This is a genomic window from Microbacterium sp. Marseille-Q6648 (assembly GCF_943181415.1).
Classification (GTDB): Bacteria; Actinomycetota; Actinomycetes; order Actinomycetales; family Microbacteriaceae; genus Microbacterium.
On the sequence record NZ_CALPBZ010000005.1, the window covers coordinates 161936 to 187466 of the forward strand.

A 25531-nucleotide genomic window follows, 5' to 3' on the forward strand; every position below is an offset into this window, starting at 1 on the left:
ACCAAGAGTCATAGGGTGAGAACCGAATCGCCGCTGATCTGGAGGAGCTGCTGTGAAACGGATCACCCTGCCGCACACCGACATCGACGCGCCGAACGTCGTCCTGGGCCTGATGCGGATCGCGGAGAAGTCCGACGACGAGATCCGGCAGCTCGTGAGCGCGGCCCGTGACGTCGGCATCGACTTCTTCGACCACGCCGACGTATACGGCGGCGCGCTCCACGAGTGCGAGCGTCGTTTCAGCAAGGCGCTCTCCCTGACCGCGAGCGAGCGGGCGGCCATCACCATCCAGACGAAGGTGGGGATCGTGCCCGACGGTCCGTACTTCGACTTCTCCGCCGAGCACATCCTCGAATCGGTCGACGGGTCGCTCGCCGCTCTCGACACCGACTACATCGACATACTTCTGCTTCATCGTCCGGATGCGCTCGCCGAACCGGAGGAGATCGCCCGCGCGTTCGACACCCTCCACGCCGCCGGCAAGGTGCGCGCCTTCGGAGTCTCGAACCACACCCCGCGACAGATCGATCTGCTCAAGAAGTACGTTCACCAGCCTCTCGTCGCCAACCAGCTTCAGCTCTCGATCACGCACGCGCCGATCATCGCGCAGGGCGTGGCAGGCAACATGGCCGACGTGACGCAGTCGATCACCCTCGATGGCGGCGGGATCGTCGACTACTGCCGCGTGAACGACATCACCATCCAGGCCTGGTCGCCGTTCCAGGCCGGATTCTTCACCGGAACCTTCCTCGGCTCGCCCCAGTACCCGGCGTTGAACGCCGTGCTCGACCGCCTCGCCAAGGAGTACGGGGTCAGTCCGATCGCCATCGCGACGGCATGGATCACTCGGCACCCCGCGAACATGCAGGTGGTTCTCGGCACCACGAACCCCGACCGTGTCCGCGCCGCCGCCGAAGGCTCCGAGATCCCGCTGACCCGATCGGAGTGGTACGAGCTCTTCCGCGCCGCCGGGTACAGCGTGCCGTGAATCCGCGGCGGCAGCTGTGACTGCCTACTGCCGGAGACCCTGACGCCGGAGAAGAAGGCCCACTGAGCAGTTCGTCTTCGGCCTCGACCTCATCCTCGCTGGCCTCGAGCGGCACCGCGGGGGCGTCACAACTAGCCGGCGAGCAGCCTGCCCATCTGCTTCGCGATGAGGGTGGCGGCGTGGCGCGGGCTTAGCCGCGCCAGTCGATCCATCGCTGCGGCATCGCCGCCGATCGTCGCGCGGAACTTGCCTTTCTTGACGGCGGTGAGAATCACCCGCGCGGCATCGCTCGGAGAAGTCGTCTTGTACGTCGGCGCCTCCCCCGAGGTAGGACTCAACTCCACTCCGGAGTTCGCGGCGATGCCGGTGCCGACCGCGCCGGGAAAGACCACAGTCACGGCGACGTTGGTGTCGAGAAGCTCAGCGTAGAGCGCCTCAGTGAGAATCTTCACGGCCGCTTTGGACGCGCCGTAGACCGCCTGGCCGGGAACAGGGGCGTAGGCGCCCATGGACGCGATGTTGACGAGCGCTGCGGAGGGGCGAGCCAACAGGTGAGGCAGGAAGGCCTTGCACATGTTCATCGTCCCCCAGAAGTTCACGTTCATGACTTTCTCGATCTCGGAGAAGGGCAGGTCGTTCACCTTGACGAACTGCTGGATCACCCCCGCGACGTTGATGACCGCGTCCACTTGTCCGTGCGCAGCGCCGACTGCGGCGGGTAGAGCCTCGACGGCGTGTCGGTCGGTGATGTCGGCGACGTGCGACGAGAAGCGGGCGTCTGCCGCGGCGAAGCCGGCGGTCTGCTCAAGACCGCTCGCACTGAGGTCCACGCCTGCGACCGAGGCCCCCTCGGCGAGCAGCTGCAACGTCACCTGCCGGCCGATGCCGTCGCCTGCTCCGGTGACGACGAAGACCTTCTCTGCGATGTCCATCTATAGGCGTCCTTTGCTGTTGATCGTGGTCAGTCGAGCGGGTTGTCTTCGGCGATGTCGGCGGTCATCCCGGCCATCACCGCGTCCAGGGTCTCCGCAATGGCGATCGTGTCGCAGTGCGTGTGCCACGGATGCTCGAGAAGACCGTCATCGAGGGCCGAGCGCACTCCGGCGACCATCGGGCGGTAGCCGTTCCCCTCCCGCGGATAGTGGATCACCTCGGGCTCGCCGAAGATCCGCTCCGCGGACCCCGCGTGCACCCTCGCGGAGGAGCCCGCCCAGAACATCGGATCGAACGTCACCCAGCCCCGTTCGCCGCTGACCGTGGCTGACAAGTCGAGGAACTGCACACCCGACCAAGCGAGTTGAGCGATGCCGCGCTCATAGTCGAAGGTGGAGTGACCACTGATGTCCACGCCGTCCATGAATGCTCCGACGGCGTGAATCCTGACCGGCGTCCCGAGATACCCGTGCGCCAGGGTCACGGGATAGATGCCCCGGTCTCGCAGGATGCTGCCGCCCTGAGCCGGCGTGAGCACCCGACCGCGGGCCCGAAACGGTGTGCCGAAGCTTGCGCGTACACCGCTGATCTCGCCGAGGAGGCCGTCGGCGATGCGCGCGCGCACTTCGACGTGGACAGGGTTGAATCTCGTCCACATCGCCTCCATCGCGAACCGCCCGGAGGCGTGAGCTGCGTTGAGGACCCGCCGGGTGTCGGCGGCGTTCGTCGCGAGCGGCTTCTCGACGAGCACGTGCTTGCCGGCAGTGAGTGCTTCGATCGCGATCTCGGCGTGTGTGTGGGCGGGGGTGGCGATGTAGACGATGTCGACGTCGTCGCGCGTCAGCACATCCGACATCGAGTCGGTGGCGAAGCCGATGCCGTAGGTGTGAGCAAATCGCTGTGCGCGCTCGCGCGTCCTCCCCCACACGGCCACGAGCGAGCCGGGTGATTCGGCCGCGATGTCGGCGGCGACTCGCTCCGAGATATCTCCCGTGCCGATGCAGGCCCACCTGTGCATCGCCCTACTTCGCGATCAGGTTCAGTTGCGCGTTGAGGGCGGCGACCTGCTCTGTCGGCACACCTCCGGCCTGGAGGATGAGCTTCTGAACAGTCATGCGGTCCACGATGGCTTGCATGGCGGACGGGATCTCCACTCCTCGACCGACTTCCCCGCGGCTGGTCGCCACTGCGTCCATCACGGACTCGATGAGTCGCGCACCGTCCGGAGATTGCTTGATCTCTCCGAGAGTGTCTCGGATCGAGAAGTAGCCGTCGGGGTTCGGCAGGTCTGCGTCGTCGAACCAGTTCGCGATCGTGGTGGTCGGCATGACGTGCGCGTCGGGTGCATCGTCCACCTTGCGCAGCGTGATGGTGTCGGAATGGATGCCGGCGCGGGCGGTGATCTCGTGATCCCCCGTCAGCGGCACCCGGAATCTGAACACTCTCCGGCTCGAGACGGTGTCGAGCTCGACGCCGTCGATCAGGAGCGTCACGGTGCTTTGGTTGGAGTACACGATCACCTCGGTGAGGTCCTCCGCACGCTCGGTTCTCCGTCGTCCCGCGATGTGCACGAATGGATCGCGGGACCATGCCGCCTTGTAGACGTAGAACGCGTCCTTCTTGAGGGCCCGGTCGAAGGTGACCAATCCCTTCTGGTTCCGCCCCGCGACGCCGCCCTCGTCGCGCCCCGCCGAGCCGAAGTCGGCGAGATTCCACACGTGTGTGGCCCACAGCCACGGCCTCTGCTCGATCATGTCGAGCATGTGCTCGTGGTAGAGCGCCTGGTAGCTCTCGGTGTAGTCCCCCTTGGCGGGCTCGGCTGACTGGTAACGGGGGTTGGCGTCCGCTCCGTACTCCGAGAGACCGATCGCGATGTCCGGATACGTCGCGTGGAAGTTGTCCAGCCAGGCGTCGTTGTCGGAGACCTCACCGACGTACCAGCCGAAGTAGAGGTTGTACGACATGACGTCGGGAAGGCCGACGAGGGGGTGGCCGATCTCGAGCAGGAACAGGTTCGCCATGGCGGTCAGCCGGGTCGGGTCGAGGCTGTGCGCAAGATCGTTCAGTTCACGGTGGGCGGCGACGACGTCTTCGCCGGCGCCGGCGAGCGTGATCTCGTTCGACAGGCCCCAGCAGATGATGCTGGCGTGATGACGGTTCTGGACGATCAGCTCCGTGAGCTGGTCACGGGCGTTCTCGACACCTGCGGGGAGGAACACGGTGATCTGCGGGATCTCCGCCCACACGACGAGCCCGGCCTCGTCGCAGAGATCGTAGAACCGCTGGTCGTGCTGGTAGTGGGCAAGGCGAACCGTCGTCGCGCCGAGTTCCAGGATCAGTGCGAGGTCTTCCTGCTTCATCGCCTCGCTCACGGCGCTTCCGACGCCTTCGCGATCCTGGTGGCGCGAAACGCCGCGGAGAGGGTAGTCCTCACCGTTGAGTTGGAAGCCGCGCTGCGGATCAACGGCGAACTCGCGGCATCCGAATCGAATCTCGACGAGGTCGGCGACGTCATCAGCAGCCAGCAGCTCCGCACGCGCGGAATAGAGATGAGGATCACGCAGGCCGTGCCACCGCCGCACTTTCTCGATGGGGATGAGAGCGCGCGCGGCGCCGTCGATCACGGGCACGACGATCGAACCCTCGCCGTCGATCGTGAAGCGCACCGCCGAGGCTGCGCCGACGACAGCAGCCTCCAACGCGACCTCGGCGCGAAGACCGTCGAGCGCCGGCGTCACCGCCACGCCTGGTCCGCCGTGCCCGTCCAGCGCGAAGTGCGCGTCCCCTACGCCGACCAGCCGCACGTCACGGTAGATGCCGCCGTAGAAGGTGAAGTCGGCCTGCTGCGGGTAGACGCGATCGTTCGGGGTGTTGTCGACCAGGACGAGCAGCGTCCCTTCTCCTTCGACGAGATGATCGGTCACGTTGACACGGAAGGTCGAGTATCCGCCGTCGTGAGTGGCGAGCCGTCGGCCGTTGACGAAGACCTCTGCGCTGGAGTTGACTCCGTCGAACTCCACCCATGTCTGCTCGGTCTCCGACTGCGCGACGATGCGCCGTGCGTAGGTGCAGCGACCGCGATGATAGTCACCGCCCGCCTGCCCGTCCTTCGCGTTCCACGTGTGGGGAAGGGTGATGGACGTCCCTGCCTCGATGACCGCTTCCCAGTCGGATTCCACCGGCAGCGGGACGGGCGCGAAAGCCCAGCCATCCAGGATCGGGGTCTGTCGGCGGGGCGAGAGCGTCGGTGTCCGCGTCATCTGTGTCTCCTTCGGCGCAGGGGCCGGTGTCGTTCCGGCCTCATTCACGGTAGGAGTCGAGACCCATCCGAGGATAGAATTCGTCACGCATGATCAGAACGGATCAAGCGATGATCCGCAGGTCGTCTCCCATCAGGAGGGTCACCGCATGGAGCTCTCCGCCGCGAGCCTTGAGCCTGCAGTGTCCGCGGTGATAGACGCCGTCTCCGGGATCCTCAGCTGCCCCGTGGTCGTCGTCACCGATATCGAGCACGCCGTCACGGGCTTCGAGGGCGCGCACTGCCTGGACCCCCGCGTTCAGCCGGCGTTCGCCGCTCCGGCGCTGCGTGAGTTCGTGCGCACGATGCAACCCGGAATCGTGCACGAGATCGTCGAGCCGTTGGGGATGTCCGTCGCCCTGGCCCGCTGGGATGACCAGCTGCTGTTGATCGGGCCGTACACGCACGAACCGATGTTCCCCGGTGTCGCCGAGGAAGTGGTGAGCCGGCTCGGGATACCGACTGCATACCTGGGTGCTTACAAGTTGTATCGAACGCGCTACCCGATCGTCGATGCGGAGTACGTGCACCGCTCCGCCGTCGCGATCCTGCGCGCCGCGGGATCCGACGACGACTTGGGCGCCCTGCGCAGGGTCAAGGCGGAGGGAGGGACCATCGCGCCCGGCTACGGCGAGGTGCCGCAGTCCGCCTCGTTCGACGTCATCGACGAGCGGTATCGCCTGGAGCAGGAGTTCATGGATGCTGTGACCGACGGGTCAGCCGAGCTCGCCCTCGGCGCGCTCCACCGGCTCGGTGGGATGCCGCAGACCATCACCTATCTGAACACTCCTTTTCTCGGGTCGACGATTCTGCGGATCATGGCTCGCGTCGCGGCGCAGCGCGGTGGCCTTCCGCCTGTCACCATCGACGCGATCTCGCAGGAGTACGCGCAGCGTCTGCACCGCATCGGTCACACAGCGGACTCGCGATCACTCGACTTCGTCGCCCAGATGGTCACGGACTTCTGTCTGCACGTGCGCCGCCATCGGCAACGCGATTACCCGCTCCTGGTGAGGCGGGTGACCGATGAGATAGAACTGCATCTCAACCGCCGGGTGTCCCCTGCGGACCTCGCCACGCGTCTCGGGGTCTCCACATCCACCCTGGCGCGTCGGTTCAAAGAAGCCACCGGGATGACCGTCGCCGAGTATGCCGCGAAGCAGCGGGCCGATCGTGCCGCGAAGCTGCTCGCGACGACGTCGCAGAGCGTGAGCGAGATCGCCATGTTCGTGGGCTATGACGACGCGAACTACTTCGTCAAGGTGTTCCGCGCGGTGTACGGGATGACTCCGACGACGTACCGGAGGGCGCAAGGCCGCTGACGGCTCGGACCCCGGGGCTGGCATCAGCACCGGGGTCGACGACGCGCCTCGACGGGTCAGGCGAATGACTCCTCGACGGACTGTTCCTGGAGCGCGTTCTTCTTCGACGCCACGCGCTTCTGCACCGCGATCATCTCCTCACGGTCGAGCTTGTAGCCGGCCATCGCGATGAGGGTGCAGACCCACCCAAGGATCGGGAGCCCGAAGAACAGGACCATGGTCATCCAAAGGATCGGGGTGGTCAGACTGTCCGTGGGCTGGGGCATGACGGTGACGAAGCCGATGAGCGAGACTGCGCCCAATGCCAGCGCGGCGCCGAGCGACGAGATCACCTGGTCGACGATGTTGTACGTCGCAGTCACCGTAGCCGGCAGATACTTACCCGACCGATCGAGCTCGTAGTCGATGATGTCAGCGCGCATGGCCCCCGACGCGACGGTCACGATCATGGATGCGCCGTTGAGCAGGAGGTAGAGCGCGAAGAAGACGACGGCGAGCGGGATGCTGCCCAGGATGGCCCGCGGGTCGACCGCAAGGCAGAACACCATCAGCACGACCGCGAGCCCTAGGCAGATGCTCGTCCAGGTCACTGTCGCGGCCCTCGACCCACGGCGACCCGTGTAACGCGCGCCCAGGATCGCGAACAGGATTCCGGGGAGGATCGCGATCAGGCTCAGCGTCGTCCCCAGCTGCATGTTGCCGAGCAGGATGCCCCACATCAGCGTGCCGATCACGGCCTGGGAGCGCACGACCTGGGCGAGCTTGTCGGACGCGCCGCTGATGAGGTAGCGCTGGAACGGCCCGTTCCGTGTGAGCAGGTGCCACATGTCGCGCGCAGTCACATCCGACTTCGCGCGCGCGGCGGTGATGTGTGCGAAGCTCTCGGGCTTGTCGATCCGCCATACGCCGATGCAGGCGAGCACTTGGAACACCAGCGAGAAGGCGACGTACGTGATCGCAGTCTCGCGCAGCATCCCGACCGTGAACTCGTTCCCGTGCCGCGGGAGGAAGACCACGGTGGAGATGATCGTGAAGATGGCGGGCACCAGGTAGGCGTACACGGTCGCCCAGACCTGCACCGTGGGCCGCTGACGCGGGTCGTTGGTGAGCACCGGTCCCGACATCTGGCCGGCGATGTCGTTCATCGATGAACCGATGATGTACACCACGTACACGGCGATGAAGAACACGATCCCGAGACCGGCATCGGAAGCCCACACGAACAGCATGAGGATGGCCAGGGACCGGATCAGCCATCCCGTCAGCATGAAGAACCGCAACTTGCCGAACGGCAGGGTCACCCGATCGATGACCAGCGCGAGCAGCGGATCGATGATGCCGTCGAACACTCGGGTGACGGTGAGGATAAGACCCGCAACGGCCACCGCGATTCCGTATCCGGCGTTCTGGAGGTAGCTCATGAGCCCTACCAGGACGTAGAAGATCATCGCCGAACCGTTGTTCATCTGCGAGAACGCGATCTCCCACGTGCGTGCGCGTCGGTACGCGACACCATCCGCTTCGCTCGCTGTCTGCTTGGGGGCACGCACCATCGCGTTCACTCTCCTTCGGGTATGCCCCGGGTGCGTCGGCGCCTGATCGGTGCGCCGCTTCCCGAGATGACGGTAACGCTATGGCCGGGCGGACGGGCCTTGATAGAACGAGAGATGCACAGTCAGAAGAGAATCAGCACGACGTGCACACGCGTTCCGGGCGCTCCGAGGGTCACCCACGTCAGTCCTGCTATGCGAAAAGCCCGCCGGATGACCGGCGGGCTTTTCGCGTGGGGCTGTCTCCTCGAGGGTCAGATTGTCTCGCCCGCGTCGGCCAGAAGTGTGGTCCCGGTCATGATCGTGGCGAGGTCGCTGGCTGCGAAGAGAACGACGCGTGCGATGTCGTCCGGCGTTCCCACACGACCGATGAGGCTCCGCGTCATCGCGGCAGGCATGTTGCCGGCGTCGATTCCGGCCGCAGCCATCGCCGCCTCCGCCATGGCCATGTTGCCCTCGGTAGGAACGTACGAGGGAGCCACTCCGAGGACGCGGATGCCGTTCGGCGCGAACTCGAGCGCCATCTGCTTGGTCATGCCGCGGACTGCGTGCTTGGAACCCACATAGGCGGAGAGCCCCGGCGCGGTGCCGCGGAAGCCCGCGGTCGACACCACGTTCACGATGACGCCTCCGCGTGTCATGCGGCGGGCGGCTTCACGGGATCCATTGAGGACACCCCTCGTGTTGACGGCGAACACGTCGTCCCACTGTTCATCGGTCATATCGAGAACGGGGATGCTGGGGAAGACGCCGGCGTTGTTGACCCAGACATCCACGCCCCCGAGACTCTCCACGATCTCGTCGGTCGCCGTCCGCACCGTCTCCGAGTCGGTGACGTCCATACGCACGCCGATCGCTCGGGCGCCGTGCTCGCTCTCGACGGCGGCCGCGGCATCCGTCGCCTTCTTCGGATCGAGGTCGGCGATCGCGATCTGCGCGCCTGCTTCGGCCAGACGCAGGGCGATGGCGCGCCCGAGCCCTTGCACCCCACCGGTGATCACGGCGGTGCGCCCCTCGAGCGACAACAGCTCCGCCAGGGAACGCTCGGAGACGTCGGCGAACGGGTAGCTCATGCCGACACCTCGGCGTCCGCCAGTGCATTGCGCTGCGCGACGCGCCCCAGCCACGCCAGGCTCGGCTTCGGAGTGCGGACGAAGGTATCGCGGTCGACGGCGATGAGACCGAAGGTCGGTTCCCAGTGGCCCCATTCGAAGTTGTCCAGGAGCGACCAGTGCAGATAACCGCGCACGTCGATGCCGTCGTCGATGGTGCCCAGCAGCCCCTGCAGCGCTTCCCCGGTGTAACGGATGCGCTGAGAGTCGTCAGCGGTGGCGATGCCGTTCTCGGTGATGAGGATCGGCGTGTGCTCGCTGACCTCCCAGGCGTGGCGCACCGCCATCGCGAGCGAATCCGGCCGGTATGCGGTGCCGACCAAGGTGTTGTCGGGGTGCGCAGGGTGCGGCACGAGGCCATTCGCGTCGACCTGCTGGCTGGAGTACGCCTGCACCCCTACGAAGTCGTCGCCACGGCTGCCCTCCCAGTACACGTCCTCTTTGCCGTACCGGATCTGCTGCAACTTCTCTTCGCCGCCCGGGGCAGCGGTGAGCGCTCCGGCGGCGATGGTCCAACCGACCTTCGCGCCTGTGCGGCCACGGACGATCTCTCGCGCCGCGTGATGGATGCGAGTGAACAGACGACCGATCTCGGGGTCCGCGTACGTGAGGAACTCGCTGTGGGTCTGCTTCTTCTCGTCGTCGCCGTCGGCCTCGACCGTAGGGCTCGTCCAATCCCCACCGGATGCGGAGAGGCGTCGCATCGCGGTCATGATCGCCGCCTGCATGTTCGGCTCGTTCATGGTCGCGACCCACTCGACACCGTCGAGAATCGTGCATGCCTGCTCGACGTACGCGCAGAACAGCTCCTGCGCCTCGGGGCCGTCCCACCCCCCGAGAGCGGCGAACCACTGCGGAGTGGTGAAGTGCTGAAGGGTGACGACGGGAGTGACACCCCGCTCGAGGCAGTGATCGATCATGCGGCGGTAATGCGCGAGCTCGGCTTTGGAGAAGTGCCCGCGTACCGGCTCGATGCGCGACCACTCGAGACTGAATCGGTAAGAGGACAGGCCTGCGTCGGCGAGCAGTTGGATGTCCTCGCGGTAACGGTGGTAGCTGTCCACAGCATCACCTGAAAGCTCCATTCCGGGCATCATCTGCTCGCGTGCCCACCAGTCGCTGTTGACGTTGTTGCCTTCGATCTGGTGTCCGGCCGTCGCCGCGCCCCAGAGGAAGCCGGCGGGGAAGCGGGTGTCAGTCATGGTCATGCTCTCCTTCACGTCGATGTGTACAGGTGTCACCGCGAGGCGGGGACGAGGTCGGATGCCGGCAATGCGGCGGATTGTCGGAATCGGCCCGGTGATGCGGTGTGGACCTCGCCGCCGGGGAAGACGACGCGAGCCGTGGTGCCCGCGGGGATGTCCGCGGTGATGTGGAATCGCCCGTTCTCGATGCGCCAGCCGACGACGATCTCCCCCTGCGGGCCATCATGTGATCCGCGGGCCCACGTCATCCCGGGCGCCGGGACCGGCGCGATCACGACGCGCTCCCACGCGACGGACTCCGCGTCCTGCCGCAGTCCCAGCGTGTGCGTGTGGAGGAACCGGATGACGGCGCCCTTGCTGTAGTGATTGAGCGAGTCATGCGCGACGCCGTGCTCGTCGATGCCCTCCCAGTCCTCCCAGATCGTCGTGGCTCCGCGGTCGACCATGTACAGCCACGAAGGAGCCGTGCGTTGATGGAGCAGCTCATATGCGACATCGGCGCGACCGGCATCCGCGAGCACCGGAAGCAGATCACCGGTGGCGAGGAAGCCGGTACCGAGGTGCGTGCCTGCCGATCGGATCAGCTCGACGAGGCGGTCGACGGCGGCCGTCTGCAGCGCCTTGGGGATGAGACCGAACGACAGCGCACGGACGTACGCCGCCTGGCTGTCGGTTACGGTCGTGCCGTCTTCGCGCAGGTAGGCCGCTCGCCAGGCGGAGGCCACGCTTTCGGCGGTGGCCGCGTAGCGCTCGGCGTCGGGTGTCCTTCCCAGCAGGGACGCGATGCGCGCGACGGTGGTGACCGAGCGGTGCAGGTACGCGGTGCCGACTTCTCCCTTGTCTGCCATGAACCAGGCCATCGGGTTGTGCGCGATCGGATCGATGGCGTTGCCGTCCGCGTCGCGCTGTTTGGGTTCGGTCCACTCACCCCAATGGAAGGTACCGTCCCACAGGTACTCCTCGAACCACTCCGGTTCGGGGGAGGCTTCCACGCGGGTGTGGTGGCGGGACGTGCGGGCCTGGTCGAGCGCCCAGTCGATCCAGCGCACCATCGCGTTGTAGTTCTCCTCGAGCACGTCACGGTCGCCGTAGGAGAGGTACATCTCCCACGGGACCGCCACGATGGCATCTCCCCAGCCGGAGGAGCCGGTCATCATCGCGAACTGGTCGTCGAGGTGGTGCTTGATGCGGCGCCCGTCCGGTGAGAAGTTGGCGATGCGGCCGTCGTCGAGTTGGTCATCCCGCACCGAACGCAGCCATTTGCGGGTGAACCCGAGGACGTCGTACAGCCGCGTCGCAGTCGGCGCGAACACCTGATAGTCGCCCGTCCAGGCCAGACGCTCGCGCGTCGGGCAGTCGGTCGGGACGTCGACCGCGTTGCCGCGGAAACTCCACTCGGCGATCGCATGGAGCCTGTTCAGGTCGTCGTCGCTGCTTACGAACGAGCCTGTCGGAACGAGATCGGTGTGCACGACCTGCATGGCGATCGCTGCCGCGTCGAAGCGGCCACCCGGGCGGGTGATGCGAACGTACTGGAACCCGTGAACCGTGTGACGGGGCTCGAACACATCCCCCGCGGCACCCGCGATCACCTCATCGCGCTGGATGAACGGAATCGGGTCCACGTCCGGCCGCTTCGAATCGAGATGCGCGGTGGACAGATCGCCTGAGGCGTCCACATACTCGCCGTACTCGATCACCGTGCGCGTACCGGGCACGCCCAGATCGCCGAGGCGGACCCAGCCCGAGGCGTTCTGACCGAAGTCGATCACCCACACACCGTTGCGGATCTCGCGCACGGCCGCTGGGAGAAGCGTCTGCACCACCCGCACCGGGGGCGCGGGCGAATAGTCGATACGTGGCACGTCGGCCACGGCTCCGACGCGCACCGGCACGGGCTCGGAACGCGTCGAAGAGAAGTCGACGGTCTGACCGCCCATGAGGTCGGCGCGGGTCGTGAGGGAACTTGCGCTTTTCCAGGTCTCGTCACTGCCGAAGCGGTGCACGGTCCCGTCGGAAGACTGCGCATGCAGTTCCACCCGCACACCGGTTGCGGTCCCCCACTGCGAGGGAAGCCGGAAGGCACCGACCTGACCCCGATACCAGCCGTCCGAGAGTTCGATCTCGACCCGGTTGTCGCCCCCGACCAGGAGTGACGTGACGTCGTGGGCTTGGGCGTACAGAGTGCGGTCGTACGAGGTCGATCCGGGCGCGAGCTCGTCGCCGCCCACCCGGCATCCGTTGACCGTCGCTGTGTAGACACCGAGCGCCGTGGCATACAGGCGGGCCGACACGACATCGTCGGGCAGGCCGAAAGCGCCGGACAGCACGTACGCAGGGCGCTCCCCATACCCGGGGTCGGTCGGTTCGGCCGGTGAGATCCAGGCGGCCGTCCAGTCCTGGTCGAGCAGGCCGACCTCGAACACCGCGTGCTCCGACCAGGTGGAATCCTCGGATGCCGCCTCCCGCACCCGCCACTGGACACGGTTCTTGCTGCGCAGAGCATCGAATGGCCAGGCGACGAAGAGATGCCCCGAGACCTCGGCGGTTACGGGGTCACTGTCCTCGACGGTCGCTTCAACCACGAAGATCTCTGGGCCGTCGACGGGGTGCTTCCACGACAGCCGGGGCTCGGCTGTCGTCACGGCGAACGCGTCGCCGCCGCTGTCGACGGACAGGGCATAGGGGGCGGGGGACACACTCATGCTCGGCATCTTCGGGTCAGGGATCAGCGGACGGACTTGACCTTGAGCAGGATGATGAGCCCACCGACAAGAGCGAACACAGCGCCGACGAGATAAAGAAGCGTGTAGTTCTTCTCCCCGCCGACCGCGCCCAGTGTGATCACCACACCTGCGAGCAGCGGGGCGACGGCGCTGGGGATCTTCTGAGCGAATTGGATCACCGCCATGTACCGACCCGCTTGGTCCCGCTCGGGGATGATCGCGTACACGATCGCCTGGTCGACGGTCGCGAAGACCGCGATCGCCATCTGCATCAGGACTGCCCCGACGATGATCTGCGGCAGAGACCATGCAGTGGCCTCTGCGACCGCGCCGACGACGAAGAGGAGCGACGCGATCATCACGAACAGCCGTCGACGCTGAAGTCTGTCTGAAAGGAAGCCTCCGACGAGTGCGCCGGCGGCCGCTGACAGGACACCGATCATTCCTACGGTTGCGACGACTCCCGCCACCTCCCGCACGGGAAGGTCGAGCCGCTGGGCATAGAAGAATGTGCCGAAGGTCGTGTTGAAGTACAGGCCGATGAAGAACACGAAGCGCCCCAGCCAGTTCCACGCGAAGTCCGGATACTTGCGCACGTTGAAGCCGTAGCTGCTGACGACCGACTTCACTGTCACACCATCTGTTCGCGAGATGCTCTTCGAACTGCCCTCGGGCTTGAACAGAGGGAAGAGAGCCAGCATCACCGCGCCGATGACGCCCGGCACCAGGAAGATGAGCATCGTGCTCGAGGAGACCGCATAGGCGATGCCGATCCCGAGCACCGGGGCGATCTGGGTCATCAGGCCCGTCAGCGCGGAGACCTTGCCGCGCTGTCGCTCCGGCAGTTTGTCGGCCTGGAGCGTTTGCAGTGCGGCGCCGGCGATGGACCAGCCCGTCATACCCAGAATCCATCCCGCGCCGACGAGAAGCAGGCTCGGCGCAAGTCCGATGACGATCAGGCCTGCAAGGCCTATCACGGTACCGAGATACAGGAACGGCGTGCGCCGGCCCCAGCGAGAGCGGGTGCGATCACTCCAGATCCCGATGAGAGGGCTGATCAGAAGGTAGACACCTTGAGCCGTGCCCGTGATGTATCCGAGGACCTCTTCACTTCCCGGCGCCAGTTCGGTGATGCGGACCGCGATACCGTACGCCAGCGGCACCATCATGGCCATCGAGGCGCCGAAGCTCGCCAGCATGAGCCAGACGATGTACGACCGGCTCACCGGGACGAGCGGCTCGCCGGTCGGTGACGGCGATGCAGTGTCCTGCGACCCGCTCACGTTCCCCGGTAAAGGCTCGGCAGCGTTGAACCCCTCGGTAAGCAGGCGGCCTTGCGGCTCGTCGTTCGTCACCATGACTCCTTCATCATTTGCCAGACTCAGCGTTCGCGACTCCGCGGGGGCGGCGGGCCACCCAAAAGTAACCACAGCGGTAACTCTTCGTAGAATGTAACCGCTCTGGTTACACTTGGCAAGTGCTGGGCGCTCGACAGTTCAGCGCCGAAGGAGAGTCGTGACCCACGCAGGCGATGCCGACGACGCCGACCGCGCCCTCAAGCCCGAAAGCCGCCGTCGCGGCCAGTACTCCACGACGCCGGCCCGTCGAGCAGCCATCGTCCAGGCGGCGTCCGCGAGCTTTGCCGAGCACGGATACGAGCGCGCTTCCCTCCGCGATATCGCGGCCCGGGCGAACGTGACCCACGCCGCTCTCCTCCGTCATTTCGCAAGCAAGGACGAGCTGCTCATCGCGGCCCTCGCGCAGCGCGATGCACAGGACGAAGAGCTGGCGCGGCAGATCATGGAGTCACCGGTCCCGCCCGAGCGGGTGCTCTCCACCGTCCTCCGAGAGGAGTTCGCGCACCCCGATCAGCAGCGCAACTGGCTCGCCATCACCGTGGCGGCCACGAACCCCGACCACCCCGCTCACGATTTCTTCCTCGCCCGACGCGACCGGATGCGCCAAAGCTTCACGTCGGGCCGCCTTGCCACCACGCACGACGATGCCGAGCTGACCGCGGACGACAAAGTGACGATGGTGCTGGCGATGATCGACGGGCTGCGCATCCAGGCACTCCTCGACCCCGGCCGGGATGTCCTGCCCCTGCTGGAGCGGATGATGCGCCTCATCTCCACTTCTGCCTCGGCATCCGCATCTGGCCCCCTGAGCATTCCGAAGCGGCCGAGCGGGGATCCGGTGGCGGTCAGAGGAGTTCGAGGAGCTGATCCGCGTACATAGCCTGATCCCGATCATGGTCGGGCCATACACCCCGACGGTCACCAGCGGGCAAGCGGCCGCGGATGCGCTCGTCTTCACCGGCGCCACCCCATGCGTCGCCTTCAACGACCTCCTCGCGATCGGTGTTCTGCAGCGTCTCCGCCAACGGGGCGTGCGAGTACCCGAGGATATGAGCGTGATCGGGTGCGATGACATATTCGGTGCGGACTTCAGCGCGCCTCCGCTGACGACGATCGCGGGCGACACCGAGCACGCCGGCCGGCTCGCCGCGAGCAGACTCATTGCCATCCTCAACGGTGAGCCGGCCCGCACCGGAACCACCCTGATCCCGACGCACCTCCTCGTGAGAGAGTCGACCGGACCGGTTCGCCACCACGACTTGGGAGTGTGACATGACCCGGCTCACTGAGTCCGACCGGGCACTGCTGTCGCGACCGCTGCAGGCGATGATCACTGTGGCGCCGTCGGGAAATCGGTGGCCGGCCCCCCGGCCCGTGTGGTTCGAGCTGACGGACGCAGACGAGGTACAGATCTTCTCGTTCGCCTCGACGCCCCGGGTAGCGCGGGTGCGTGAGGTTCCGCGCGCGTCGATCGTCGTGGCCGCGCCCCTGGGCGAGCCCGAACAGTGGGTGTCGCTCGAGGGAGCCGTGACGGTGCACGAGGACGGCGCCTACGAACTGGCGGATCGCCTGGCGAGGCGCTATTACGCAGACGAGCCGGCCAAGCTCGCCCTACTGGACGAGTGGCGCGACGCGGATCTGGTGCGGATCGTCGTGTCGGCGGAGCGAGTACAGCGCTACTCGATCTGACCGCCTCCGCTGGTGTTCCCGCCTGACCCACGCTGGCGCAGGGCCCAAAGCAGAAGCCCCGCGATCCCAGGTCAGCCGCGGTGCGTGCGTCCCACAGGAAGGCGGACGCCTCAGGCCGCATAGAGTTCCTCAGCATCGGCGGTCGCGTCAGCCTGGAAAAACGGGTTGCGCACCGCATCCGCCATCACCGGGTCCACGCGTCGGCCGAAGAGTGCTTCCAGATCCTCTTTCAACCCGAAGTACGCGTCGAAAAGGTCCGCGACGCCTGAGTCGAACTCAATTATGGAGATCGACATCGCTTTTCGACTGGTCAAACCGATCGCCTGTGACAGAACCGAACGCGCGCAGTCGACGCACTCCATGGGAGCCGCACACACGAGGGATCTCCTCAGCGTCGAGCGCGAGACGGAAAGTCATGCGGGCACGTTAATGGGCTAACGGCGGCTCGACCGAGGAGTGTCCACTGCCCCTCGCTGGCCCACACGTCGGCGGCCGCCTCCCGGTCAGCGCGGTAGGAGCCCGGCTCGCATCATGTCGGTGATGAATGCTGCGAAGCGGTCTGGCGGCCATTGTCGTTGCAGGACCAGGAGTTCGTACAACTCGACTGAACTGCACGCCCACAGCACGTCGGTGGCGGTTTCGACGTCCACGCCTGATCGGAGGAAGCCTCGCTCAGCGAGGAACTGCGCGTGGTGGCGCATGCGGTCGAGGCGTTCATCCTCGAAGCGCGCGAGCAACTGGGCCATGTCGGGGTCCGTGGCGGCGGCGGTGCGCAGGAGCAGTCGTATGGGCGTGACGGTTTCGGCTACCTCGGCAGTCAGCCGACCCCACCCCTTGAAGATGTCAGCGGGATCGCTCTGTCGCTCGCGCATCTCGTCTGAGCGCTGATAGGCGGGAATGGGGCCGACCCCGGCGAGGCGGCGATCGTAGATGGCCTGCACCAGGCCCCCCTTGCCGCCGAAGGTCTTGTAAACCAGTTCCGCGGAAACACCAGCCTCGGACGCGATCGCGGCGACCGTGGTTCTGGCGTAGCCGTGACTGAGGAATTGGCGCTCGGCGACGTCGAGCACAGCCTCTCGATTGCGGGCCGCGCCCGCGCGTCGACCGCGCGCGTCGTAGGAGCGAGGGGTCTTGACGGGGGTCATCGCACCTTCCATACTGAGATTTAGTTACAGTCAACTGTAACGGAATTAGGGTATCCGATGCACACCGACACGATCCCCACCCGCACGCTCGATCGACTCGTGTCCGCACTGAACGCGCACGACATCGACACTGTCGTCGCCTGCTTCGCCGAGGACTACCGCAACCGCACACCCGCGCACCCTCAGCGCGGGTTCACCGGCCGCCATCAGGTGCGCCGCAACTGGGTGCAGATCTTCGCGACCGTGCCCGACATCACCGCAGCCGTCACCAGCGCAACCTCCGACGGCTCGACAATCTGGAGCGAGTGGATGCTCACCGGCACCCGCACCGACGCCCAGAGATTCGACCTGCGAGGCGTCATCCTCTTCGACATCCCCGCGCAGCTCATTCAATCGGCCACGCTCTACCTCGAACCGGTAGACGACGATTCGGCCGACGGCCCAGACCAGGGCGTCCAGCGCGTCCTCGGCAGATCACCCCAACGCCAGGAGCCATCATGATCCTCATCGCCGGAGCCACCGGGATGCTCGGCAGCCAGATCGTCACCAACCTCGCCGAACGCGGCGAGCAGCTGCGGCTGGTGACCCGCCCCGGCTCCCCCCCCACATGCCGCGAACCCCTCCGTCGAACACGTCATCGCGGACCTCAAAGACCCGCGATCACTGCGACGCGCGTGCGAGGGCATCGACACCGTGGTGACCACAGCCAACGCAGCCGGCCGTCAGCACCCCGACACCCTGCACACCGTCGACGACCTCGGCAACGCGAACCTCATCCGTGCCGCCGAAGAGACGGAAGTGCAGCGATTCCTGTTCGTCTCCGCACTCGGAGCACGCCCCGACCACCCGATGCCCCTGCTCGCTGCGAAGGGCGCCAGCGAACGCCGATTGAAGGCGAGCCACCTCGAGTGGACCATCCTGCAACCAGACACATTCATGGACCTCCTCATCCCCCTCGTCGTAGCCCGACCCGCCCTCGCCGGCCAGCCCGTCCTCCTCGTCGGCCGCGGCCAACGAAAGCACTCATTCGTCGCATCCGCTGACGTCGCCGCCTACGCCACAGCCGCCCTGACCCACCCCGCAGCGAAAAACCAGACCATCACCATCGGCGGCCCCACCCCGCTCAGCTGGCACGACATCGTCGCCGCCTTCGAGGAAACACTCCAGCTAAGCCTGCCGATCCACCACATCGCGCCCGGCGAAGTCATACCCGGCCTACCCGAGTTCGTCAGCCACCTCCTCACCGCACTCGACACCTACGACTCGATCATCGACATGCGCAGCACGAGCACCACCTACGGCGTGAACCCCACCGACATCTCGCAGTACGTGCGCACCCTCTTACGAACCCGGACAACCCCCGCCGCGTAAGCCACCGGAATGGGGATCGGGGTCGGCGCCGTGCCTTCGACGACGGCGAGTGACCGTGGTCCACAATCCCACCGCAGGTGCCGTCGGCTAACCGCCCGCCACCAGGACTTCTGCGTCCGCACCTCGCCCTACTCCGCCGCGTGGGAGAGGATTGGGAAGAATCGTCTTTCCCATTTTCTTCCCAGCCGCGTGCCCAGAAAAACCTTGATCAAACGAGAAAACCGCCGCACCTGAGGATGCGACGGCTTTCTCACTCCCGTTCAACGAGACTCGAAAATAGCCTCTGACCTGGGATTTATGGCGGTGACGGTGGGATTTGAACTCATACCCCGGGTCATTTCGCGGGTGTGCGAGGTCGTTCTCCCCCGTGTTTCCGCGGAAGTCGACCTTTCGCGGATGTGTCGGAAGCAGTCGATCGCGACACAATCTTTCTCACGGACTTGCTCGCGGCGAAGCACCCATCCGCCGCTCGCGCCTCCTGCTCTGCTCGAGTCGGTCGGCGGGCATGAGCCGCGCCGCGAGACCGATCTGTGCGAGCGCTGCTCCCGAGTTCGACCCCGTCGGCGATCCATCCGGGCGCTGCCGTCGGAGATGCAGCGTTGCGAGGGTTGTGGGCCGCACACGCGGCACCTTATCCGGTCATTCCCACAGCACGATCGGACAGCCGGTGATCTCGGCCACACGCGGGGGTGTCGTAGAACTCAGCGAGACCCTCCTCGGTGATGACCTCAGCGACGCTTCCGTAGTGCACCACCCGCCCGTCGCGCATCGCGACGATGTCGTTCGCGCACTGCGCGGCGACGTTCATGTCGTGCAGCACCACGACCACCGTCATCCGCTGTTCATGGGCGAGGCGCACGCACGAGCTTCATCAGGGGGACGCCGTGCCGGGGATCCAGGTTTGCTCGGTTGCGCTCAATGACGCTTGCCATCCCGCCTGGGGAACCGCGTGAGTGCGAGTGTGAACGCTGGGCAAGCAACGCTTGCGAGATCCGAGCGCCTCGCGCGTTGCCCGGCCGACCGGGCCCGGTAATGCTGGAGGGGCGCCACGGCGGGCGGCCCTCGCTTGCTGCGGCGGTTCCGGGAGGATCCGCGTGAGCACCAACGTCGAGCCCAACCTCGTGGGCGGTCGATTCACCATCGACGCGGCGGGCGAGCCCATCGAGGTCCGAGATCCGGCGACCGGTGCGCTGGTCGGCCGTGTGCCGGCAATGGACGCTTCGGACGTCGACGCCGTACTCACGGCCGCCGTCCAGGGCGCGCGCACGTGGCGGACGACAGGGCAGCTCGACCGCGGTCGCGTGCTCCTGGATGCAGCAGCGCTGATCCGACAGGATGCCGCGTCCTTGGCCGAGCTCATCGTCACGGAGATGGGAAAGACCCTTGCCGAGGCCCGCGGCGAGGTCGGCAAAGCGGCGGAGTTCTTCGAGTTCTACGGCGGGCTCGGCCGGGCGCCGTTCGGCGAACTCATTCCCGACGCGCGACCCGGCACCTTCGCCCTGCAGCGACGTGAGCCCGTCGGCGTCGTCCTGCTCATCACTCCCTGGAACGATCCCCTTCTGACCCCCGCGCGCAAGATGGCCCCGGCACTCGTCGCCGGCAACGCCGTGGTGATCAAGCCCGCCACCGAAACGCCGCTCATCACTCTCCGGCTCGCCGAGATTCTCCATCGCGCGGGCCTCCCGGCCGGCGCGCTCGGCACTGTCACCGGCCGCGGCTCGGTGATCGGCGACGCGCTGGCCGCCGACCCGCGCCTCGCCGCTGTGTCGTTCACGGGATCGACGGAGGTCGGCCTGGGACTTCAGCGCAAGCTCGCGGGCAGCGGCATCCGCGTGCAGACGGAGATGGGCGGCAAGAACGCGGCGGTCGTTCTCGCCGACGCCGACCTCGACCTGGCCGTGCCGGTGCTCATGGCGGGAGCCTTCGGCCAGGCCGGCCAGCGTTGTACGGCGACAAGTCGGCTGATCGTCGACCGCGCCATCGCCGATGAGGTGCGCAGCCGACTGGCCGCCGCTGTCGAGGGGCTGCGCGTGGGCGCGGGCGGCGCCGCCGGGACGGATGTCGGACCCGTGGTGAGTCGGACCGCCCAGCGCGACATCCGGAGTCTGGTCGAGGCCGGTCTGGCGGACGGTGCTGAGATCGTCAGCCGCGCGGCGCTCACCGAAGGACTCGCCGAGCGGGGGTGTTTCGTCGAACCCCTCTTCCTCTCGGTCGACCGCGAGAACACTCTCTGGCGCGAAGAAGTCTTCGGCCCGGTACTGGGCATGATCGTTGTCGACGGCATCGACGAGGCGATCGAGGCAGTCAACGACTCCGCATACGGTCTGTCGAGCGCGGTGTACACCCGCAGCCTCGACGCCGCGTTCCGCTTCATCGACGGGGTCGACACCGGGCAGGTTTCGGTGAACCAGCCGACGAGCGGATGGGACATCCACCAGCCGTTCGGCGGATTCAAGCAGTCGGGTTCGGCGTTCAAGGAGCAGGGCCTCGAGGCGCTTCACTTTTATACGCGAGTGAAGACCGCGGCCGTGAGGACCCATTGATGGCAGGCACGACGGGGATCATCGGAGGGGGCATCGTCGGCATCGCGCTCGCGCGCGCGCTGTCCGCGCGCGGGGAGCATGTCACTGTGCTCGAGAAGGAGGCCCGCCTCGCTCAGCACCAGACCGGGCACAATTCCGGCGTCGTCCATGCCGGCCTCTACTACAAGCCGGGATCGCTGAAGGCGACGCTGTGCGCGGCAGGGCGGGTGTCGATCCGCGAGTTCTGCGAGGAGAAGGGGCTGCCCTACCGGGAGGTAGGCAAGCTTGTCGTCGCCGTCGACGAGTCCGAGCTCGGTGCCCTCGCCGAGATTGAGCGCCGCTCCGCGGAGAACGGCGTTCCCGACCTCGCCCGCATCGACGACCCCTCCCGTCTGCGCGAGATCGAGCCGCACGTCGCCGGCGTCGCCGCCGTCCATTCCCCCCGCACCGCCGTCGTCGACTACGCCTCGATCACCGAGGCGATGGCGCAGGACGTTCGGATGGCAGGCGGGTCGGTGCGACTCGGGCACGAGGTGACCGGCATCCGATCCAAGAACGGCCGCGTGCATGTCACCACGCCGGGGTCGGAGAGTGTGTTCGACCGCCTCGTCGTGTGCGCCGGACTGCAGTCGGATGTGGTCGCGCGCTTCGTGGGGGTCGATGCATCTCCGAAGATCCTGCCGTTCCGCGGCGAGTACTGGGAGCTCGCGCCCGAGCGCACCGACCTCGTGCAGGGCATGATCTACCCGGTGCCCGACCCGCGGTTCCCATTCCTCGGCGTGCACTTCACCCGCGGCGTGTACGACAACGTCCATGTCGGCCCGAACGCCGTGCCCGCCCTCGCGCGCGAGGGCTACAGATGGCTGAGCATCTCGCCGAAGGACACCTGGGAGTCGCTACGCTGGCCCGGCGCCTGGCCGTTGGCCAAGCAGCATTGGCGGATGGGTGTCGACGAGATCTCCGGATCGTTGTTCAAGCCGCTGTACTTCCAGAAGGCGCGCCGGTTCATCCCCGAGCTGAAGAGCTCCGACCTCGCTCGCAAGTCGGGTGCCGGTGTTCGCGCGCAGGCCTGGGGGCGCGCAGGCGAGCTTCTCGACGACTTCGCGGTCGATCAGGTCGGACCCGTGACGCTGCTGCGCAATGCGCCGTCGCCAGCGGCGACCTCTTCGATCGCGATCGCGGAGTACATCATCGAGCACTACCTGGTGAAGGCGGCGGCGTAGGCATTGCGCCGACGCCTCGAGGTCGTCTCATGCGCATCGTCGCCCTCTACGGGACCGAGTCCGGCCACGCTGAGGAGCTCGCGCGCGGCATCGAGAACGCAGTCCCGCAGCGCGCTGTCGAGGTGATCAACATGGCGGATGCCGAACCCGGGGTGTTCGTGCCGGGAACGCTGTTCCTCATCTCGTGCGCGACGCACGGCGGCGGCGAGCTGCCCGGCTTCGCGCAGTTCCTCCACGACGATCTGCGCGACCTCTCGCCCGACCTGATCGGCGTCAGGTACGCAATGTTCGGCCTCGGCGACACCTCCTACGAGGAGCGGTACCTGCGCGGCGCGAGACAGTTCGATGAACTCCTCGCCGGTCTCGGGGCGACGCGCGTCGGCCCCTTCGGCGAACATGACGTCATGTCGCGCCAGGACCACGTCGAGCTCGGGGTCGCGTGGGCGCGCGCCGTACTGGCCGAGATCGGCACATGAGCGAGCATGCCGAACGGCTCGATCCGGGCACACTGCGGATGCTCTGGCGATTCGCGCCGATGATCTACGGGCCGACGCTGCTGTTCGGTCTTGCCGAAGGAGCGCTGCTGCCGCTCCTGCCGGTGATCGCGGCATCCCTCGGCGCCGACGTCGCCCAGGCGGCTCTCATCGTCTCGGTTATCGTCGTCGCGCGGCTGATCGGCAACCTTCCGGCGGGGTGGCTCGTCGCACGCATCGGCGAACGATGGACCATGGCGATCGCCGGATGCCTCGCCCTCGCCGGCGGCATCGGAGTCCTCCTCGCCCCGGGGCTCGGTCTGCTGGCCGTCGCGGCGCTCCTCATCGGCCTCTGCGCGTCGGCGTTCGGACTTGCCCGCCACGCGTTCATGACGACGCGGGTGCCCCGCCATTACCGGGCCCGCGCGCTGTCGGTGCTCGGAGGCTCGTTCCGCCTGGGAATGTTCGCCGGGCCGTTCATCGCCGCTGCCCTGTTGGCCGTGCTCGGCACCGCCGACGCGGCGGTTTGGTTCTTCATCACGACGCTCGTGGCACTGGTGGTGCTCGTACTCGTCGGACGGGATCCCGAAGAACAGCTCGAGTGGGAGGGCCTCCTGCCTTCATCGCCTACCGCATCCGGCGTCCGCGTGGGGACTGAAAGGCGCCGGAGTTCGGACAGGGTCTTTATCTCGATGTGGCGGCATCGGGCGGTTCTCGCGCGTCTCGGACTGCCTGCGGCCGCCCTGTCGGGCCTGCGTCAGGCGCGCGTCTACCTACTGCCGCTGTGGGGCGTCTCGCTCGGACTCGATGCTGAAGCAATCGCCCTGATCGTGGGCATCACAGGCGCGCTGGAATTTGCGCTCTTCTATTCGAGCGGCCAGATCATGGACCGGTGGGGACGACTCTGGGCATGCCTGCCGTCGATGGTGCTGATGGGCGGGGCCTTCGTCGGGCTGGCGTCCACGCACGATCTTCCCGATGCGACGGCGTGGTTCGTGGGTGCGGCGGTGGTGGTGGGCATCGGTAACGGCCTCTCGAGCGGCATCCTCATGACTCTCGGTGCTGACGTGGCGCCGGCAGGCCACCCCGCCCCGTTCCTCGGCTCGTGGCGGACTCTGACCGATGCCGGTGCGGCCGCAACGCCGCTGCTCATCGCGGGCATCACCGCACTGATCGCTCTGCCCGCGGCGACCGTCGTCGTCGGGATGCTCGGACTTTTTGGCGCCGTCGGGTTCGCGCGTTACGTGCCCCGGTACGTGCCGCACTCTCGCAACTAGATTGCGACGGCCACCGTGACTTCTGTGGCCGTCGCCATGAGACCCGAGACTCCGTCGCGCAGCACCTGCACGGCGGCGCCGGTGTTGTGGGCGGCGAGCGCCTTGCGCGAGGACCACCGTTCGACGATGAGAATGGTGCCGTCATCGGCGAGGTGCGGGTCGTACTGCTCACAGCCGTCTTCGGCACGGATGCCGGCGAGGGCTGCCCGCACCGCGTCGAGCGCGGCATCGGTCTTCTCCGGGTGGGGATGCAACCGTGCGACGACGGTCACCGCGGTCATGCCTCGTTCCCCCAGATCATCGTGGCGAGGGTCTCGACGAGCTCGAGCTTGCGGCGCTGGTCCTGGGCGGTCAGGTTCACCGGCTTGTAGTGGACAGGATGGAACGGCCGGTGCGGGAGCAGGGCGATCCGGTCGAAGTCGTGCACGTCCACCACATGATCGATGCGGGCGAGCACCGTGTCGATGTCATCGAGTGCGGGGTTCGTCGCATCGACGACGCCGATGCCGATCTGCTTGTGGTCGGGCACCAGGCGCGGCAGATCCTGCGCGAACGCCGCATTGTTGTGGAACGGGAAGATGAACTTGTCGTAGTCGAGGCTGAAGAGCTGCTCCGCGCGGGCGCGGTCGGGCGCGGCATCCAGGTGATCGCCCCAACCGATCGTCAGCGCGACCTTCTGGTCCTCCTCCAACTCAAGGCCGGCAACCACGGCATTGTCGACCTCTAGGGCCTCCTCGAACGACAGCTCGCTTTCATCGCGACCAGCCAGATGGGCCGCGTAGTCGGGGTTGTCGAGCTGCACGAATTTGACGCCGATCTCGAACAGGTGCTCGATCTCGTCGCGCAGCAGTTCGGCGATCGCGTCGCCCAAGGCGGCCGCGCCGGGGTAGGCACGGACGGCGTCGTCGGAGTATGTCTGTGCAGCGATGTGGGCAGCAGACGGCAGATTGACCTTGATCGGGAAAGACGTGTGCTCGAGCAGGAAGGCCGCGGCTTCCGATGCGATCGGCTTGCGCTGCTTCAGCGGTCCGTCGACGGTCCAACGGCCGAGGCCCGTGGACGTCATCTGGTCCGGGACCCGCTTGAAGCCGGCCACCGACTGTAGGACGGGGCTGCGGTAGTCGCCGTTGCGGTACCCACCGTCGGTGAACGCCGACAGCGTCAGGTGGCGCTGCTGCGAGATCCAGCCGAGGATCGCCTCGTCCTCGATGTCGCGGAGCTCGTCTTCGCCGATCTCGCCGGCGCGACGCTGGGCGCGGCCCCGCTGGATGCTGTCTGGACGGATGCTGTCACCGTGGTTGTCGATGCGGTACGTGTGGAGATTGGCCATCGCCGGTGC

23 protein-coding genes and 1 pseudogene are annotated in these 25531 nt (G+C 66.8%); 11 read left to right on the plus strand and 13 right to left on the minus strand.

Annotated features, from left to right (window positions below):
• Positions 1-52 precede the first annotated feature (52 nt).
• The gene (locus NFR93_RS12905) at positions 53-988 is read left to right on the plus strand and encodes an aldo/keto reductase (RefSeq protein WP_251453849.1); all 936 of its coding nucleotides are present in this window, start codon (positions 53-55) and stop codon (positions 986-988) included.
• 131 nt (positions 989-1119) lie between these two features.
• Here NFR93_RS12905 and NFR93_RS12910 read toward each other — a convergent pair whose 3' ends face one another.
• The 3 genes from NFR93_RS12910 to NFR93_RS12920 are packed head-to-tail and all read right to left on the minus strand — an operon-like array spanning position 1120 to position 5181.
• Entirely contained in the window at positions 1120-1920 is an 801-nt protein-coding gene (locus NFR93_RS12910) for an SDR family NAD(P)-dependent oxidoreductase (RefSeq protein ID WP_251453852.1), read from the minus strand.
• A 29-nt stretch (positions 1921-1949) separates the two neighbouring features.
• A complete protein-coding gene (locus NFR93_RS12915) occupies positions 1950-2939 on the minus strand; it encodes a Gfo/Idh/MocA family protein (RefSeq protein WP_251453854.1) in 990 nt (329 codons plus the stop codon).
• Between the two features lie 4 nt (positions 2940-2943).
• Positions 2944-5181, minus strand: a complete 2238-nt coding sequence (locus NFR93_RS12920) for a glycoside hydrolase family 2 protein (protein WP_251453857.1) — start codon at positions 5179-5181, stop codon at positions 2944-2946.
• Between the two features lie 148 nt (positions 5182-5329).
• Between NFR93_RS12920 and NFR93_RS12925 the strand changes: the two genes are divergently transcribed.
• The gene (locus tag NFR93_RS12925) at positions 5330-6541 is read left to right on the plus strand and encodes an AraC family transcriptional regulator (RefSeq protein ID WP_251453859.1); all 1212 of its coding nucleotides are present in this window, start codon (positions 5330-5332) and stop codon (positions 6539-6541) included.
• 56 nt (positions 6542-6597) lie between these two features.
• Here NFR93_RS12925 and NFR93_RS12930 read toward each other — a convergent pair whose 3' ends face one another.
• The 5 genes from NFR93_RS12930 to NFR93_RS12950 all read right to left on the minus strand — a co-directional run bounded on the left by NFR93_RS12930 (position 6598) and on the right by NFR93_RS12950 (position 14492).
• Positions 6598-8094 carry an MFS transporter gene (locus NFR93_RS12930; protein WP_251453860.1) on the minus strand — a complete coding sequence of 499 codons (1497 nt, stop codon included), beginning with the start codon at positions 8092-8094 and terminating at the stop codon, positions 6598-6600.
• A gap of 251 nt (positions 8095-8345) precedes the next feature.
• Complete coding sequence (locus NFR93_RS12935; protein ID WP_251453862.1) at positions 8346-9164, minus strand: SDR family NAD(P)-dependent oxidoreductase; 819 nt, start codon at positions 9162-9164, stop codon at positions 8346-8348.
• Positions 9161-10405: a glycoside hydrolase family 1 protein gene (locus tag NFR93_RS12940; RefSeq protein WP_251453864.1), complete on the minus strand. Its 1245-nt coding sequence runs from the start codon at positions 10403-10405 to the stop codon at positions 9161-9163. Before NFR93_RS12940 ends, NFR93_RS12935 begins: the two co-directional genes overlap by 4 nt.
• A gap of 35 nt (positions 10406-10440) precedes the next feature.
• Positions 10441-13113 (minus strand): family 78 glycoside hydrolase catalytic domain, encoded by a 2673-nt coding sequence (locus NFR93_RS12945; protein WP_251453866.1) that lies wholly within the window; start codon positions 13111-13113, stop codon positions 10441-10443.
• 23 nt (positions 13114-13136) lie between these two features.
• The gene (locus NFR93_RS12950; protein WP_251453867.1) at positions 13137-14492 is read right to left on the minus strand and encodes an MFS transporter; all 1356 of its coding nucleotides are present in this window, start codon (positions 14490-14492) and stop codon (positions 13137-13139) included.
• A gap of 157 nt (positions 14493-14649) precedes the next feature.
• Between NFR93_RS12950 and NFR93_RS12955 the strand changes: the two genes are divergently transcribed.
• Genes NFR93_RS12955 through NFR93_RS12965 form a run of 3 tightly spaced genes read left to right on the plus strand, consistent with a single transcriptional unit; the run spans position 14650 to position 16181 of the window.
• Positions 14650-15372 (plus strand): TetR/AcrR family transcriptional regulator, encoded by a 723-nt coding sequence (locus NFR93_RS12955; protein ID WP_251453870.1) that lies wholly within the window; start codon positions 14650-14652, stop codon positions 15370-15372.
• A 4-nt stretch (positions 15373-15376) separates the two neighbouring features.
• Complete coding sequence (locus NFR93_RS12960) at positions 15377-15763, plus strand: substrate-binding domain-containing protein (protein ID WP_353049920.1); 387 nt, start codon at positions 15377-15379, stop codon at positions 15761-15763.
• A gap of 1 nt (position 15764) precedes the next feature.
• Positions 15765-16181, plus strand: a complete 417-nt coding sequence (locus tag NFR93_RS12965) for a pyridoxamine 5'-phosphate oxidase family protein (protein WP_251453873.1) — start codon at positions 15765-15767, stop codon at positions 16179-16181.
• A 110-nt stretch (positions 16182-16291) separates the two neighbouring features.
• On the opposite strand, the gene NFR93_RS12970 is transcribed toward NFR93_RS12965, so the two are convergent.
• Both NFR93_RS12970 and NFR93_RS12975 read right to left on the minus strand, forming a co-directional pair.
• On the minus strand, positions 16292-16543 hold the full coding sequence (locus NFR93_RS12970; RefSeq protein WP_251453876.1) for a hypothetical protein: 252 nt from the start codon (positions 16541-16543) through the stop codon (positions 16292-16294).
• A gap of 141 nt (positions 16544-16684) precedes the next feature.
• A complete protein-coding gene (locus NFR93_RS12975) occupies positions 16685-17326 on the minus strand; it encodes a TetR/AcrR family transcriptional regulator (RefSeq protein ID WP_251453888.1) in 642 nt (213 codons plus the stop codon).
• 57 nt (positions 17327-17383) lie between these two features.
• Between NFR93_RS12975 and NFR93_RS12980 the strand changes: the two genes are divergently transcribed.
• Together NFR93_RS12980 and NFR93_RS12985 are read left to right on the plus strand one after the other, a co-directional pair.
• Positions 17384-17827: a nuclear transport factor 2 family protein gene (locus tag NFR93_RS12980; RefSeq protein WP_251453891.1), complete on the plus strand. Its 444-nt coding sequence runs from the start codon at positions 17384-17386 to the stop codon at positions 17825-17827.
• 120 nt (positions 17828-17947) lie between these two features.
• Positions 17948-18697: pseudogene (locus NFR93_RS12985) on the plus strand (SDR family oxidoreductase); the annotation flags it as partial.
• 631 nt (positions 18698-19328) lie between these two features.
• Here NFR93_RS12985 and NFR93_RS12990 read toward each other — a convergent pair.
• The gene (locus NFR93_RS12990; protein WP_251453894.1) at positions 19329-19556 is read right to left on the minus strand and encodes an ATP-binding cassette domain-containing protein; all 228 of its coding nucleotides are present in this window, start codon (positions 19554-19556) and stop codon (positions 19329-19331) included.
• Positions 19557-19791: 235 nt separating this feature from the next.
• On the opposite strand from NFR93_RS12990, the gene NFR93_RS12995 reads away from it, so the two are divergent.
• The 4 genes from NFR93_RS12995 to NFR93_RS13010 are packed head-to-tail and all read left to right on the plus strand — an operon-like array spanning position 19792 to position 24192.
• The gene (locus tag NFR93_RS12995; protein ID WP_251453897.1) at positions 19792-21240 is read left to right on the plus strand and encodes an aldehyde dehydrogenase family protein; all 1449 of its coding nucleotides are present in this window, start codon (positions 19792-19794) and stop codon (positions 21238-21240) included.
• Positions 21240-22442, plus strand: a complete 1203-nt coding sequence (lhgD, locus tag NFR93_RS13000) for an L-2-hydroxyglutarate dehydrogenase (protein ID WP_251453899.1) — start codon at positions 21240-21242, stop codon at positions 22440-22442. The genes NFR93_RS12995 and lhgD overlap by 1 nt, the downstream gene beginning before the upstream one ends.
• A gap of 29 nt (positions 22443-22471) precedes the next feature.
• Complete coding sequence (locus tag NFR93_RS13005; RefSeq protein WP_251453902.1) at positions 22472-22918, plus strand: flavodoxin domain-containing protein; 447 nt, start codon at positions 22472-22474, stop codon at positions 22916-22918.
• Positions 22915-24192: an MFS transporter gene (locus NFR93_RS13010; RefSeq protein ID WP_251453905.1), complete on the plus strand. Its 1278-nt coding sequence runs from the start codon at positions 22915-22917 to the stop codon at positions 24190-24192. Before NFR93_RS13005 ends, NFR93_RS13010 begins: the two co-directional genes overlap by 4 nt.
• On the opposite strand, the gene NFR93_RS13015 is transcribed toward NFR93_RS13010, so the two are convergent.
• Together NFR93_RS13015 and NFR93_RS13020 are read right to left on the minus strand one after the other, a co-directional pair.
• A complete protein-coding gene (locus NFR93_RS13015; protein WP_251453908.1) occupies positions 24189-24473 on the minus strand; it encodes a putative quinol monooxygenase in 285 nt (94 codons plus the stop codon). The genes NFR93_RS13010 and NFR93_RS13015 overlap by 4 nt on opposite strands.
• Positions 24470-25522, minus strand: coding sequence for a uroporphyrinogen decarboxylase/cobalamine-independent methonine synthase family protein (locus NFR93_RS13020; protein ID WP_251453911.1), 1053 nt, complete (start codon positions 25520-25522; stop codon positions 24470-24472). The genes NFR93_RS13015 and NFR93_RS13020 overlap by 4 nt, the downstream gene beginning before the upstream one ends.
• Positions 25523-25531 lie beyond the last annotated feature (9 nt).

Bases quoted from the DNA above. Each gene is read 5' to 3' on its own strand.
- NFR93_RS12910 (WP_251453852.1), bottom strand. From the start codon at position 1,920: ATGGACATCGCAGAGAAGGTCTTCGTCGTCACCGGAGCAGGCGACGGC.
- NFR93_RS12975 (WP_251453888.1), bottom strand. From the start codon at position 17,326: ATGACCCCCGTCAAGACCCCTCGCTCCTACGACGCGCGCGGTCGACGC.
- lhgD (WP_251453899.1), top strand. From the start codon at position 21,240: ATGGCAGGCACGACGGGGATCATCGGAGGGGGCATCGTCGGCATCGCG.
- NFR93_RS13010 (WP_251453905.1), top strand. From the start codon at position 22,915: ATGAGCGAGCATGCCGAACGGCTCGATCCGGGCACACTGCGGATGCTC.
- NFR93_RS12965 (WP_251453873.1), top strand. From the start codon at position 15,765: ATGACCCGGCTCACTGAGTCCGACCGGGCACTGCTGTCGCGACCGCTG.
- NFR93_RS12970 (WP_251453876.1), bottom strand. From the start codon at position 16,543: ATGGAGTGCGTCGACTGCGCGCGTTCGGTTCTGTCACAGGCGATCGGT.
- NFR93_RS12925 (WP_251453859.1), top strand. From the start codon at position 5,330: ATGGAGCTCTCCGCCGCGAGCCTTGAGCCTGCAGTGTCCGCGGTGATA.
- NFR93_RS13005 (WP_251453902.1), top strand. From the start codon at position 22,472: ATGCGCATCGTCGCCCTCTACGGGACCGAGTCCGGCCACGCTGAGGAG.
- NFR93_RS12915 (WP_251453854.1), bottom strand. From the start codon at position 2,939: ATGCACAGGTGGGCCTGCATCGGCACGGGAGATATCTCGGAGCGAGTC.
- NFR93_RS13015 (WP_251453908.1), bottom strand. From the start codon at position 24,473: ATGACCGCGGTGACCGTCGTCGCACGGTTGCATCCCCACCCGGAGAAG.
- NFR93_RS12945 (WP_251453866.1), bottom strand. From the start codon at position 13,113: ATGAGTGTGTCCCCCGCCCCCTATGCCCTGTCCGTCGACAGCGGCGGC.
- NFR93_RS12920 (WP_251453857.1), bottom strand. From the start codon at position 5,181: ATGACGCGGACACCGACGCTCTCGCCCCGCCGACAGACCCCGATCCTG.
- NFR93_RS12930 (WP_251453860.1), bottom strand. From the start codon at position 8,094: ATGGTGCGTGCCCCCAAGCAGACAGCGAGCGAAGCGGATGGTGTCGCG.
- NFR93_RS12935 (WP_251453862.1), bottom strand. From the start codon at position 9,164: ATGAGCTACCCGTTCGCCGACGTCTCCGAGCGTTCCCTGGCGGAGCTG.
- NFR93_RS12980 (WP_251453891.1), top strand. From the start codon at position 17,384: ATGCACACCGACACGATCCCCACCCGCACGCTCGATCGACTCGTGTCC.
- NFR93_RS12940 (WP_251453864.1), bottom strand. From the start codon at position 10,405: ATGACTGACACCCGCTTCCCCGCCGGCTTCCTCTGGGGCGCGGCGACG.
- NFR93_RS13020 (WP_251453911.1), bottom strand. From the start codon at position 25,522: ATGGCCAATCTCCACACGTACCGCATCGACAACCACGGTGACAGCATC.
- NFR93_RS12950 (WP_251453867.1), bottom strand. From the start codon at position 14,492: ATGGTGACGAACGACGAGCCGCAAGGCCGCCTGCTTACCGAGGGGTTC.